The 14,250-nt window shown below is 37.5% G+C and carries 13 protein-coding genes and 1 tRNA gene; 1 reads left to right on the top strand and 13 read right to left on the bottom strand.

What is annotated here, in order from left to right; all coding sequences use genetic code 11:
* Positions 1–152 precede the first annotated feature (152 nt).
* The 6 genes from CSV67_RS01030 to CSV67_RS01005 all read right to left on the bottom strand — a co-directional run bounded on the left by CSV67_RS01030 (position 153) and on the right by CSV67_RS01005 (position 7,492).
* Complete coding sequence (locus CSV67_RS01030) at positions 153–2,609, bottom strand: penicillin acylase family protein (RefSeq protein WP_099629771.1); 2,457 nt, start codon at positions 2,607–2,609, stop codon at positions 153–155.
* Positions 2,610–3,438: 829 nt separating this feature from the next.
* A tRNA-Arg gene (locus CSV67_RS01025) sits at positions 3,439–3,512 on the bottom strand.
* A 61-nt stretch (positions 3,513–3,573) separates the two neighbouring features.
* A complete protein-coding gene (locus CSV67_RS01020; protein ID WP_099629770.1) occupies positions 3,574–3,972 on the bottom strand; it encodes an SET domain-containing protein in 399 nt (132 codons plus the stop codon).
* A gap of 121 nt (positions 3,973–4,093) precedes the next feature.
* Positions 4,094–4,744, bottom strand: coding sequence for a DUF3885 domain-containing protein (locus CSV67_RS01015; RefSeq protein WP_233192515.1), 651 nt, complete (start codon positions 4,742–4,744; stop codon positions 4,094–4,096).
* Between the two features lie 25 nt (positions 4,745–4,769).
* The gene (locus CSV67_RS01010) at positions 4,770–6,530 is read right to left on the bottom strand and encodes a choline/carnitine O-acyltransferase (protein ID WP_099629768.1); all 1,761 of its coding nucleotides are present in this window, start codon (positions 6,528–6,530) and stop codon (positions 4,770–4,772) included.
* Positions 6,531–6,733: 203 nt separating this feature from the next.
* Positions 6,734–7,492 carry a TerC family protein gene (locus CSV67_RS01005; protein ID WP_099629767.1) on the bottom strand — a complete coding sequence of 253 codons (759 nt, stop codon included), beginning with the start codon at positions 7,490–7,492 and terminating at the stop codon, positions 6,734–6,736.
* A gap of 393 nt (positions 7,493–7,885) precedes the next feature.
* On the opposite strand from CSV67_RS01005, the gene CSV67_RS01000 reads away from it, so the two are divergent.
* Entirely contained in the window at positions 7,886–8,740 is an 855-nt protein-coding gene (locus CSV67_RS01000; protein WP_099629766.1) for a hypothetical protein, read from the top strand.
* Positions 8,741–8,935: 195 nt separating this feature from the next.
* Here the strand turns inward: CSV67_RS01000 and CSV67_RS00995 are convergent, their stop codons facing one another.
* The 7 genes from CSV67_RS00995 to CSV67_RS00965 all read right to left on the bottom strand — a co-directional run bounded on the left by CSV67_RS00995 (position 8,936) and on the right by CSV67_RS00965 (position 14,166).
* Positions 8,936–10,888 carry a hypothetical protein gene (locus CSV67_RS00995; RefSeq protein ID WP_099629765.1) on the bottom strand — a complete coding sequence of 651 codons (1,953 nt, stop codon included), beginning with the start codon at positions 10,886–10,888 and terminating at the stop codon, positions 8,936–8,938.
* Between the two features lie 280 nt (positions 10,889–11,168).
* Positions 11,169–11,399 (bottom strand): helix-turn-helix domain-containing protein, encoded by a 231-nt coding sequence (locus CSV67_RS00990; RefSeq protein ID WP_099629764.1) that lies wholly within the window; start codon positions 11,397–11,399, stop codon positions 11,169–11,171.
* Between the two features lie 15 nt (positions 11,400–11,414).
* Positions 11,415–11,906 carry a DUF2975 domain-containing protein gene (locus CSV67_RS00985; protein WP_099630008.1) on the bottom strand — a complete coding sequence of 164 codons (492 nt, stop codon included), beginning with the start codon at positions 11,904–11,906 and terminating at the stop codon, positions 11,415–11,417.
* A 340-nt stretch (positions 11,907–12,246) separates the two neighbouring features.
* Positions 12,247–12,645: a VOC family protein gene (locus CSV67_RS00980; RefSeq protein WP_099629763.1), complete on the bottom strand. Its 399-nt coding sequence runs from the start codon at positions 12,643–12,645 to the stop codon at positions 12,247–12,249.
* Between the two features lie 31 nt (positions 12,646–12,676).
* Positions 12,677–13,174, bottom strand: coding sequence for an SRPBCC family protein (locus CSV67_RS00975; RefSeq protein WP_099629762.1), 498 nt, complete (start codon positions 13,172–13,174; stop codon positions 12,677–12,679).
* A 73-nt stretch (positions 13,175–13,247) separates the two neighbouring features.
* Positions 13,248–13,676, bottom strand: coding sequence for a VOC family protein (locus CSV67_RS00970; protein WP_099629761.1), 429 nt, complete (start codon positions 13,674–13,676; stop codon positions 13,248–13,250).
* Between the two features lie 97 nt (positions 13,677–13,773).
* Positions 13,774–14,166, bottom strand: a complete 393-nt coding sequence (locus CSV67_RS00965; RefSeq protein ID WP_099629760.1) for a VOC family protein — start codon at positions 14,164–14,166, stop codon at positions 13,774–13,776.
* Between the last annotated feature and the right edge of the window lie 84 nt (positions 14,167–14,250).

Raw genomic sequence — 14,250 nt, 5'->3', positions numbered from 1 at the left:
ATTGTTAGTCGTGAATCTCCAATTTGTACATATTCTATTATGCGAAACCTTAATCAGAAAGAGTATGGACTATCCACGTCATACTTAAAACTGATCCACACCCACTTCTCAGTCCTCCTTACAGTTCTTTCATAGCAAATACTTCACTCACCCTATGACTCTTCTTGAAAATCAATCTCAAATGTCTCAACGGAATTATCTAGAACATCCTCTTTTTCAAAAAGCATTTGTTTATACTTAAAGTTTTTAAACATTTCAATCTGATCCTTATAATGTTGAGAATACTCACCGTCTTGTCTAATGAAACCGATCTGGCCAGGTGGTGTAACATTCATGCCTACAGGGCCATTCTCTGTCATTTCAACAAAATGATTTTCACTTCCGCGATTCATTAAAATAATGGGTTGCTGATATCCTAGTCCATGCGGCACTCCTATAAGGGATTCAGCGCCGAATGTCATCGTCTCAATCGGCATGATCCACTCCTTCATTGATGCACCATATTCTTTTTCCAGATCCACTACAACTTGATCGAAACTTTCACGTGCAATTTCTTCAAGGTTACGTCCCTTTAACCAATCATTTTCTACTTGTAATGCCGCTTTATCTCCTTGAACGAGGCGGGACAATAAGCCTGAACCACCTGATCGATGATCTACGAACGGTCTCATCTCTTCGTAAAATTTACCAATGTCTTCCTCTGTAACATTAACAAAGAACTGATCCCACCAAGCCTTCATAATTGTTGCGCCAGGTGAATCATAGTAGCCATCATTGTTTTTATCTTCATTTAAATTATTCCAATCTTCTAGAATGGAGATAGCATTCTCATATTTACGGTGGCTATCTACTTTCGTTGAAAGAGCATCTAGCAAAAATGGCTTGAACCAACGTGTCTTCAAATTGACAAAGCTCGTTTCATAGTTGACTTCATTTACATCTTCAATCGATAACTTATTTCGTGCACTAATTCTATCTATAAATTGATGATTCCGGTGATCTGTTCCCCACATATAGTTTTGTTCATTCGTATTCCAGTTTGGCGCAGGTTTGTTATTCCAATTCGCTACAAAGCCACGTTCAGGATTGATCTCGTGTGGATTATCCGCTGTGTCTAGAAAACCTTTCCACTCATATTCACCTGTTCCTGGTGTGGGGAAACGCCAATCTACTCGCTCATCCCGCTCAGGTATTTGACCGACATGATAGTAAGCGATTTCATCGTTTTTATCAGCATAAAACCAATTCAATGACAGGGTATACTCTCTTGCAGCTTTCGCAAATTCTTCTTGATTCGTTGCATAGTTCATCTTTACATAAGCTGCCCAACTGTCTGCTTCAGTTCCTCGAAATGCCCATTTTTTACTGTAAGCAATATGATTGTCATCATCTTTAAATATAACGGGACCATGAATACTCTCGTGAAATTCCCGAGTAACAGTTTCGATCTTTCCATTATCTTTTTTCACATCAATACTTTCCGTTCTTTTTTCAAATTCCACCCATTCTCCATTGAACTTATACTCATTCGGATTATTGGGATTTACCTCTTCCTCAAAAATATCAGACACATCACCATAGCCAGCAGTTGCTGTAAAGGCAAAGTCATTCGTCGCACCAAACATAATGAAGGGATAGCCAATAAATGATGAACCTTGAATATCAAGATCTGGCCCGTGAAGTCCGACTTCATAAATAAAGCCAGGTGCTGTAAAACCTACTTGCGGTCCACCAAACATAATTGGATTACCAGATGTAGATTTTGAAGCGCCAATAATCGCGGCATTACTACCTACTTTTAATGGGACCCCCAGCTCTTGCCGTTTCTCAATAAAATCTTCTCGCATCGACGAGACAGTCTCGCCCGCGAACGCGACTTGCTCTAGCGTTTTAACATTTGCAAATGGCGTTCCTTCACCAATCGAAGCATCGCTTTCCGAACTTGTTGGTGCGTCCGGATCGTTTATCCAAACCATATCATTAAAAATTGCTTGAGCCTTTTCTTCATCGTATTCATCTAACAATTTGGCATAAATAGTAGCATTTTCAAGCTCCTGCTCTTGATCCATGAAGGCCGTCATAGAAGCCATGTACAAGCGAAGAACATCTACACTTGTCCAATTTTCAGGTTTCAAATCATACTCAGAAAATTCCTTTGATAATTTACTCTCGGGATCCTCAAGGGCCTCTCGGACATAGCGATCAATCCCACTTGAAAAGTTTTCAATGATTTCTTTCGCAAAAGGATCCATTGTATCGATCATTTTTTGAATCGCCTCATCAGTGTGTCCATCACGTCGTATCTTTTCATCATGTGCTAGATACTCTTCCCCAAATACCTCCGCAGCTGTACCTTCATTTGCCCGTTTAAACATCTCTAGCTGAAATAGTCGATCTTGTGCCATCACATAACCATAAGCTTTGTATAAGTCTTCCATCGAGTCTGCATATATATGTGGAACTCCAAATTCATCGCGATGGACTTCAACAGCTTTGGAAACACTTTGCACTTTTTCATTTAATACTACATCCTTTTTTGAACAGGCAGATAAGAAAATCAGAACTAAAATAAGTGTCATATGCATAAATAATTTCGTTGAACGCTTCATTACATAACCACCCTATCAATTAGTATGCTACAAATTCATTCAAACAGCGTGTGTTCTACTAGTGTAGATCACTACATTCAAATACGAATACTTCAATAAATTTTTCACCAAATGATAGCGCTATCATTTATAGAGAGATTCATATCGCAAAATCCTACATCCCCTTCCTATTCTCCATCCAATCACTACTTTCCCAGAGTGGATAAAATACCCAATTAATATAACAGTTTTCAAACGACAACTGTGTTTTACATTATAGACACCCACCTTTATATGTCAACAATATTAAAAATATTCAAATATTAAATAATTAATATTTCCAACAAAAATAGGTACAAAAGAGTACTTAACATCACTTTCGACTGCTCCCTATACATTGGATATACACTTTAAAATTAAAGAGACGTAAAGTAAAACTATTTCTGGTAAACTTTTAGGTAAATGACTGATGTTATGTCATTTTTCGAAAACAGTAAAACTTCCTACCTCATCAAATTTTTTAATAAAAACTACTATATCTGAAAACCCCTCTACCATTTTTGTATTATTTCCCATTACTACAAGAGGTGCTTTAGACCCCTTTTTTCTTTATTAAAATCCAATTGTAAAAATTCCAAAAAAGTTAACGTTCTGACTCGCAAGGCTTGGAAAGGACAGAAGATAACACCTTACCTATTGTTGCTCGGATTAACATCAGAACTCACGTATGGTTTCATTTCCTAAGTTTTTATAATGCCTTCTCCAACAACAAAAAGCGCTACACATGTTGTTTGTACAACATGTGTAGCGCTTTTTAAAATTCTAACCTTCTTCTCAACTGGCTTGATGACGTCCTAGAAGGGATTCGAACCCCCGACCTACGCCTTAGGAGGGCGTTGCTCTATCCAGCTGAGCTACTAGGACATGATAGGAATGAGAATCACTTTAATCCATAAACTGATTCAAAGTGTTCTCATGCTTATGATTAATCGTTAGCTGTGCCATTATAATCGTCATTAAACCATAATTGCTCATCATCATCCACATCACCATTATAATTGATCAAAATCTCTTCTCCAGCTTTAATATCTTTGTAGGCAAAGAAATCAAATGTATGATGATCAAAATTAATATCATAGGTCGCATTTGGTTCATAGGAATGATTAAATAACATTCCGTAGCCAAGCAGGACAGCCGTATGGTTTTCTCCATATTCGAAAGCATAGTCAGCTAGAACGGTTTTTTCAATATGTTGATGTTGCTCATTTGGATAGGGAATAACTGGCGCCTCATGTACCAGCTGTCCTTTTTTAATATCGCATGTTGCGAATACGCCTCTATTGAATTCCCCTTCGCCAATTGGAGAAAGTTTTACTTCTATCACATCTTTCACCTACTCGCCTGTAAATTATACTTGGCAAGTATACCATTAATTCAACCAGATTGCTGATTTCTTTTCTTTTACTAAAAGCTGAAATCTACCCTTCTAGGAATAGAGTTTAGCTTTAATTATTTAACGAAAAGTCTTTATCCACTTCCTGCTTATCATAATCAAGAATCCAGTCAGTATATTGTTCGTAGAGAAATCGAATGGATTCCCTGTCAGACGCTATGATATCACACCCGCGATCATCATATAGGTGATAAATGATATTCATCGATTGATTAATAAAGAATATATCATAACTACTTTCAGGATTATGTTTTAAAATCGTTGTCGGATCGGCGAAATCTTCATAACAAATCGCTTTCAGCAATTGCTTATACCGAACATCCCGTTTCTTACAAGAAAGCGAAAAACGATGCGTTACAAGTTCTTCCTCATCGCCATAGAGATTAGGAACCGTCGAAAACCGCAATTTATATAACAAATCTTTTCGTTTTACATATTTGGAATAGACATGTAACGGTTTTGCACGTAGGAAATCATTGTTTGTATGAACATCAGTGACTAGTATGATGTCATCCTCGTCTCCAAATACCGCCTCGAATAGAGTAATGGAGCGGTAAAATGCTTGTTTTAAAAAATCCGGTTCATCATGTGCAATAAACTCTGAAATTTCAAAGCGTATAGCTTTATTAGTTTCATAAAATAAAGCGGGTGCCAGTTCAATTCCATGGAAGTAATTCGCTAAATATAGTTCTACAGCTTTCATTATTTCACTCTCCATTGTACATGCCTTACTTGACAGCTAATGCGATATCTCTCAATTCTTTCAGTGACCCATCAAGGTTTCTTACGAGGAGCTTAGCATCCTGTTCATTCCGGCTAAAACTAGAATAGTTTATTATCAATCGATTCTTCAGTAGGACATAAAAAATTCCATAACCATCTTCTACTACTGGTCCAAACATACAACTTTTTACTTCGGGATGTGTCATATTACTAGTAGAAATAAAATCATGACGCATTTTTAAATAGCCAGGATCAGAAAATAGTGCAGGTGATTTTTCTATCTCAAGCTCATCTTCAAACTGTGAAAATATTTCTTGTAATCCAAATAGATGTCTTTCCACACCAAACCCTTTTCGTGCTTCTTTTAAACGAGCAGAATGTGCAGTACTTGCATGGTGCATTAATTGATATACTATCGCGGGTTCTAGTAGATCCTCTACTATCCCTTTAGCCAATGCCAGATTTTCTGTGCTTGAAGGACGTATGCATTCCGTTCTTCCTTCCTTGAATAAGCGCATCGACACCGCTTCATATGTGCTGCGCATCGTAGCGAATGTTTTATATTGAGCAACTTGCAGCGCCATATGGAAAAATGAATCCGGACTGAATCCAAGTTGTTTTATTTCATCGGTACCAAACGTATCAAAATTTTGTACATGAATAAAATAATTTTGAACGGTTTTTTCATTTTCTATTTCCAATTTTCTGAACTCATTCAATAATTCAGCCGATAGCATCCAATTCAACTTTTCTGCTACAGGCTGCTCTTTCGTTTCGATATTTTCTGTATCCGTTGAAGTGAGCTGGTCTTGTACATATTGTATTACAGCGAAACTCGTAGTTCCATCCACCCCCGTATGTTCCACACTATATCCAACCTCGCCCGTTTTAGTAATGACGATTTGCAATGTCTTATCAAAGTATTTATTTTTGCCGCCCAGTAATAAATTTTGTATTGCTTCATCGGAATTTGTACTTTCTTTATCTATGGATAGGACGACTAGGGAATCCGCTATGCTTTGTAGATTTTCGGCATTGACTGTAGTTACTGAAAGTTGTTGATAAATATCCGCTGCTTTATTTCTATTTGTAGTAGTGAAAATCCCTACGTTTTTTCCCGCTGGCTCCCTCAATGAAAGAATCGATTCAATTACACTCGACAATGCCTCACTGGAATACATTATACCTCGTTGATTGGTGACAGGAATGGAGTAGATATTACCATTAGTCAACAAGCTAATATGATTTTCCACTTTCGAGTATTCCGCGATGTAATGACCATCCCGGTGAATTTTAGGAATTCGAACCGATCGGAAGAAGTTAGGAAACTGACTCATGTCGAGCGGCATTCCCCGCGACATTTCAGGGACGGCTTTTTCATCAATGATCGTATGATAAAACTTCGCTACCGATCGACTCACTTTACCAGCTAACTCTGCAATTGTCCGCAGTGGATATTGCTGATTGTCGAGTAAAACATTAAAATTACTACCTGTATGTAAAGAATCGCGGGATGTCAGATAGACATTATCCCAAAATGGTTTTAGCCAACTGCCTGCGATATCTTCTTGCCACATCTGAAGCTTTTCTTGAAGTAGTTGCGCTTCTCCGCTTTCTTCAAAAAACTGTTGAACAACTTTCTTTGTCTCTTCGAATTCTTCTTTACTAATTAATGGTTCAATCGCCTCCAGCAGTTTCCTTTTCGTATCTTCAAGCTCAGGAATTGGTACGGAGGGTAAATGTTCTTGGAATTTGAATGTTATCAATAGTTAGAGGAACCCCCTTTCGATTAGAAAGTCTACACTTTTTTGTACATACTATTCATATTTTCGTGTTAATTAATATATAAACTGTCTACTAAAGAATATCACATAAAAAAATCTCCCATCTATTTTAATGGGAGATTCTTGTCTTATTCGCGAAATCGCTTATTTATCGTGGATACGTAATATATTGTCAGAACTTGACGTTATTTTTTCAGAGCTCGTTTTTCCTTAATACTTATTAAGGCACCTATCACTACAATTGCCACTAAAACTCCCCAGAAAATTAATTTCCATTCAGTGGAGTGTGGAAAATCTAATGGTAAGAATCCTAATTTTTCATGCGCTAACGTTAGGACGGTCAACTTGACTCCCACCCATCCGACAATAACGAAAGCCGTTGTCTCTAATTGCGGATAATTAGCTAGCAACTGGACGAACTTATGAGCAGCGAATCGCATAATTACGAGCCCGACTAATCCGCCCGCCAGCATGACGCTAAACTGGCCTCCGTTAATTCCACCTATCACCATATCTCCTAATGGAGGCAATGTGATGGCCAACGCCACTGCAGCGAGCATTGAATCCACCGCAAAAGCAATATCCGCTAATTCTACTTTCAATACAGTCATCCAAAAACCAGAACCCTTAGTTGCTTCCGGTTCGATGGAATGCTCTTTTCCTTTTTTCTGATCGTAAATATGTTTGATTGCGATAAACAATAAGTACGCCGCCCCAAGTGCTTGGATCTGCCATACATTAACTAACAATGTGATCATGAACAGCGCGGCAAACCGGAATACAAATGCCCCGATTAATCCATAGAACAACGCTTTCTTTTGTTGCATCCTCGGCAAGTGTTTAACCATAACCGCCATGACTACCGCGTTATCTGCAGCTAATAATCCTTCCAACGCGATCAATACTAACAAAACCCATGCATACTCCAATAAAATTGCTTCCATTCATTTTCCTCCTCTAATTTTTGCCAACAAAAAAAGACCATTGCCTAATAAAAGGCAAAGGTCTCGCTAAGCAAAATTTTGCTATCACAACCGATGGTAGTAAACCATGTACTGACGATTGTGAAATAGGTTTCCCTATAGCTACTCCCCTTTGACAAAAAGTCAAAGTCTATTGAGTTGTACTTGTAGTTTAGCACGTGAATAGTCATTTGCAAAGTAATATACTACTTAAAGAAAATAAAACTAAACAATAGCAACTATACACTTTATTATGTATAGCTCAACTGATAAACAATCAAATTTCCTATATAACAAGAAAGCTAATAGGTAGATTCTGTAAAGTACTATCATGTATCATATAGATATAATGAAAAAAGTGAGGTTACATACTATATGAACAAAAAACAATTGCGGTGGACCGTAGCTAGTGCAATCATATTGCTAATAGCGCTAATTATTGCCATTGCGAGCAACAAAGAAACACCCGAAACTACAACAGACAAGCCAGCATCATCAGAAACATTGATACAGGATACAACAACGGAACCAACTACTAAAACAACACTCACAGAATACCCCGAGAAAGAACAGCCTAAAATGAATGAAACCGAAAAAGATGTAAGAGAACCTGAAAAAGCAATAAAAGAACCATCAACGAAACCGGCTACAGAACCACCCAACACCGTTTCAGATGCATCTTCGACACAGCCGTCAACAACCGTACCCAAGCCAGCTAAACCAGAAAAACAAACTGCTCCGTCAACTTCGGCTTCCATAAATGGTGGCACATATCTGGTGGGAACTGACATCAAACCGGGAGAATATTTAGTTTTCTCAAATGGTCTTACGCTTCTGGAAAATACAAAAGATCAATCAGGAAATCCTGACAGTATTGTATTTAACGTTGCATTGGATGGACATTCCCACACGTATGTCACATTACGCGAAGGAGAAAACTTTACTTTAAAAGGTGGAGAAATGTATCCCGTAGCTTTCGCACCTAGTATAAAACCCGCTAATGGAATATATAAGGATGGCCAATACAAAGTGGGTACAGATCTACCAGCTGGTTCCTATACATTATTGGTAGATGATCAAAGCGATATAGGATTTTATGAAATCAGCAAAAATAGCCGGCAAGATATGATGGATCTTCTCATAAGTGACGTAGTGGAAGGTGAAACATCTATCAATATATCGAATGGTCAATATTTGACGATCCGAAATGCCTATTTAGAAGTACAATAGAAAGAACACACAAAACCAATGAGGTTTTGTGTGTTCTTTCATTTTTAAAACTTTCGCACTGCAATAACTACTAATTCAACGACCTTCATCTCGCCATTTCCTTATTTAATAGCCTAAGTTAAATAAATTTGATAACTCTCAAGGTAAATAGAAACTGACTCTATTTAAGTATCTCATTTGTTTACAGCTTGATGATTAATCCGCCAAGTCTGCAACCAAACGTCTTAGTAAGACAATGGTTTCTCTTCGTAAGACTTGTGCTGTTTCGATTTTCAACTCATTCTTTTGATCAAACGAAGATGTGCGAATACTGTTCACCCAATGTGTCAGGTACTCTACAACCTGTACTTTATCTACATTTCTTTTCAGTAGACTAGTACCATTTGCGCTAAGATAATGATAGAAACTACCAAGAGTGGCGTAGTGATAGTACTCTTCACTGCCAATTTCGACAGAAGTTAGTCCTGATTCAGGCATCGCCACATCTATTAAAGGCATCGTCTGTTTGGTTACTCTTTTACTAACTAAGATATGACTGAGGTACTCTTCCACTGCCTTTACATAATCCGCTATAAGAAAAGCGGCTTTTTGACTGGACTGTTGACTTTCTGGCTTATTGGCATTTTCTAATTCCTGCCATTTCACTTCAGCAATCGTTAAGAGTCGTTTCACTTCATTAGATTTTAACAAGCGAGGTAATTGTTTGGCCGACTTTTCAAAGCGTTCTTTTTCTTCCTCACCGAAAATTAGCGCACTATGGTGATGAAGTGATGTAAAGGTCTCTTCCAGCAGCGTCAACGCCTGTTTAGGGTCGATTGGTTCTAGATCATATTGCTCAGATTTTTGTATGATTGCTTCTACTTTTGGAGATAGGTCATGCAAGTAGAACTCTGTCAGACATTCATCTAATTGAATCAATGCATCTGAAGTCATGATTTCGCGGTATTCGATTCCTACATCAGGTACCAAAGAGAGAACACGGTTTCTCAACTTCATACCTTCATTACCCAATTCCCAGCCAATCAATAAGTTCAATGCTGGTTCTTTTACCTTGCCTTCTTCTGATGTTAATGTTTTATCCGCTTTATAAAAGCAAATCATTGCGTTCAATAAATTTCTTACTATACTATCTTGATCTTCAAACGGCAACTCAGAGAAATTAGCTGTACACATTTCTTCAATTCCACATTCATAAAAGAAAAAGTTGAAATCAGCTTGTATAAAGGAGTCTTCATGAATCTTTCCACCATGTTGCTCTTCGATAACATTCTTCATTCGTAATATGTACTCGGAAATTTTCGTTAATTGCGAAACGATATCCCCTTTATATTTCTCGATGCGATATTGAATTGCTTGAATATCACCATGCAGAACATGCACTGCATGATAATCATATGCAGACTTAGATAGATTCACCAAGCTAATGACAGTGGGAATATCATTCAAATCGAATAGATCATTGAATGTGATATAGAATTCCAGACCAACCCTATGCATCTCTTTATATTTCATCATATGAATCAAGCGTTCACAAAAACTTCGCTTCGTTGCAAAGTCGATCATTGTATCATTATAAGCCACTTGTAAAAACAAATCATACAGATTCATGATGGTCTTTTTCGTCACACTCTCTAAAATATCCGGATCGCGCGTTTTATCCATTAGTACACTTAGTTCATTAAAGTACCTAGCTAGCGTCTGCATATGATCGGCACGCGCGTTATTTAACGTGGCACATAGCGAATAAATTTTTGTATTGAATAGTTGCCAGGATTCCGCCACATGTCCTTCGTTATTAAAGAAATAGAACCAAAGATGGTATCGCCAATCCCCTTTGGCCCTAGTATCCTGATCCAGCTCAAACGGATCGAAATCTTCACCATAAGCCAACGCTAGTAATGTTTCATTGTATTGACTCGCTAGTGTAATTTCACTCTCATACAAGTCTGACAGTTCTACGAGTAATGCGTACCGTTCATCATTCCTACATGCATTCATCACTTTTGTAAACGAAGGATGGTCGATGACATGACAAACATCCAAATGCCGTCCTTTAAGCAACCACTGACGCAACATATAATCCAAAAACTCTTCCGAATCTAAATAAGCCCCAAAATGTCGGGCTGAAAATTCCTGATAAATATCCAAACTATTTCCCCCTTAACATCTGACAACGCGTTGATCTGTACGAATAACAAACTTTATACTAAAAATAATAAAGTTTGAGCTATCCTTATCATATCGCGATTACTCTTTTTTCTCTACCTAGAATTATAGTTTGAAAAAGGATCCCCAACAGGTAAATATATTTATTTTAGTTTAGACAAAAATATAGAGCATTCCAGTCCTTGAGGAAATGCTCTATATTTATATTTTTTTTATTATATCGTGTTGAATGAAATGCCTTACAGTTGCATTGACTCGTTTTCTACTCTGCTGGATTTTCCGTGTCTTCTTCTACTTGGTATTCTAATATATCCCCAGGCTGACACTCTAAAGCCTTACAAATCGCATCTAAAGTCGATAGTCGAATCGCCTTCGCCTTTCCATTTTTCAGTATGGAGATGTTCGCCATTGTAATCCCAACTCGCTCGGATAGTTCCGTAACACTCATTTTCCTTTTGGCTAACATCACATCAATATTGATGATAATTACCATGTTATTCACCTCTGCTCAGACTATTAAATCATTTTCCTCTTTTATATCGATTGCTTCTCTTAAAAGCCTTTGGAGAACAGCAGCAAAGACCGCGATCACCATGGAAGCAAAAATAGGAATCATTCCGACTATTACCAGACCTGGGGCGTCGTCTATCTCTGCCATGATAAAGACGAATGGAAGGGCTACTACATATAAGCCGCTAATTATAATCGCACAGTATTTGATTTTCTTTAACGCCCTTACAGACAACTCAGAGAACGCTTGATTTCCGTCGATAAAGTTTAATAGGTTAAAGGTTTGGTACAAGGCAAAATAAAATGGAATCACCGAAATATAGATGACTACTAAAATACTATATATTGCATAAGCAAAATCCCAACCTCTTTCCGTAGCTTCTTTTGCCTCAATAGCTAACTGCGGCAACAAAAATATGCACACAGCAAGAACTGGAATACCAATTAAAATGACAGCTATCTTTAAAAATAGTGTTGTTCCTCGTTTCATGAAAAGCACCTCTCTTAGCTTCAATATTATAAATTTCACTTTAACACCAAATTTATCGAATATCAATAAATATATGTTGATTACTAATGTATTCATTCCGCTAAATATGCCTAAATATCTTCTTCTAGGAATCATCATCGTGGAAAAAATCCGGAAAATGGAACAAATTTCATGAGGTTCTAATAATACCGCCAATTCAAAAATGCTGATCCCATTTATTAAATATAAATGGGATCAGCATTTTACTATTTATTATTTTGTCTGTAAAATTTTAAAAATGCGCTCATGCTTTCAGTTAGGCATCCGATGGTAAAATATCTCGATTTTTTTTGCATCTACATTACTCTGGTAAGTTCAACTGCCAAGAAATGCCGAACTGGTCATTCAGCCATCCGAATTTTTTACTGAATCCATAGTTATCTAAAGGCATGAGAGCTGTACCGTTTTGCATCATTTTTTCATAAAGACTGTCAATTTCCTCTTCAGTATCACACGTTAGATAAATAGAAAAAGATGGAGTAAATGTAAACTCGTGATCAATATGGCTGTCGATACACTTGAACTCTTGTCCTTTTAACGAGAATACCGCTTGTACCACTGTACCTTCTTCACCAGGTCCTTCAGCCCCGTACCGCGTAATGCTTTTAATTTCTGAGTCTTCGATGAGTGAGATGTAATATTTCATAGCTTCTTCTGCGGTTCCGCCCTGAAACATTAAAAATGGTTTAACGTCCTTCATATTCTACTTTCCTCTCTTTGTTTAAACTTTTTTACCCTGTATAGCTAACTCTACCTGTTTCCACTAATTCCTTCAATCCCATAAACATATAATTCCAGCCAACTTCAGTGCCATCATGCATTTCTGTAAGTGCTTTTTCGATCTCGGACTCTGTCCAATTCACTTCTTGAGCAACATGGATCAATTGTGTGAATGTCATCTTGCAACCTTGCTCGAGCTCTTTTAGCTCAACTGTAATTGTATCTTCTAAATCGCTCATTTCTGGCATTTTAAAAGTGAACATCACTTTTTTCGGAGGATCAATTTCTAGATATTCCCCAATCGCGCGGTAATCTTGTCCTCCTCTATGGTCAATAATTTCCCAAGTACCGCCTACTTTGGGATTATTTCGTGTCACTTTATTTGTCCCTTCCAATGTGAAGAACCACTTTCTCATCATTTCTGGGTTCAGCCACGCATCAAATACTTTTTCAGGTGCTACATTAAAATTTCTTATCATGTTCAAAGTCGTAGATGAAACTTTACTCATACCTACACCTCTTTTAATTAATGGTTCCATGCCGTCTGCCGATTTAAAACCTTACGACTTGGATTGTTTGCTGTTAAGAAACTTCGTCTTCGTTGATTAAACTCAATTGCCAAATTACATCGAATTTATCAGTGACCTGACCATAAAGTTTTGACCAGAAAGTCTCTTGAAGTTCCATCCCAACGGTTCCCTCTTTTTTTAGCTTATCATAAACCATTTGTAACTTTTCCGCTTCTACACATTGGTAGGCTAAGCTAATGTTGTTTCCAACTGTGAAAGGGGAACCAGGGAACGTATCTGAAAACATTACAGTGCTTCCTTCAATAGCTAAACGAGTATGCATAATTAAGTTTTTTGCTTCTTCTGGAAGAGGGTATTCTGGATTTGGAGATTTTTCACCGAAAGTCATAAAGTTAGGTTTTTCGGTTTCAAAAACTTCTGCATAAAACTCAACCGCTTCACGACAATTCCCATTAAACGTTAAATAAATATCGACAGCCATTGTGCATCACTCCTTTAAAATAATCAAACCTAGTAAAATTATTACAAAACAAAATGTCTCTTTAGTTTAAGATTACATCCCTCACAAAACAACCTTATTATTTTGCATTTTCATCTGGTTGATGAACTCCAAAAATATTACCCTCGGTATCCAAATAATAGCCTTGCCATGCCATTCCTGGCAACGCATATTTGGGTATTGCAACGCTGCCCCCACCATCAAGAATTTTCACTTCAGTCGAATCGTACTCATCGACTCCTATAGTACAAGCATAACCATTTAATGGTTGGTTACGTTCTGGACGCGGACCTTGACGTTGCATCAATGCTCCATCCACTCCAAGCTCACTATCACCAGTCACTGCTCCACAATAAGGCATCCCTGCATACTCACTCCAGTCCTGAAAGGTCCATCCGAATACATCTCCATAAAACTTTTGTGCCCTTTCCATGTCGTCTACGTGAATTTCAAAGTGAACTACTCTTCCCATCTTTTTCCTTTTCCTTTTTATTCCATTCCTTTTAGGACAAAACATGTTTCACTGTTTATATCCAATTATTCTAATCCCATTAAT

It is taken from the genome of Sporosarcina sp. P2 (assembly GCF_002743255.1).
GTDB lineage: Bacteria > Bacillota > Bacilli > Bacillales_A > Planococcaceae > Sporosarcina.
Note: the sequence above shows the minus strand (reverse complement) of the source record. Positions and strands in the feature narration are given on the sequence as shown.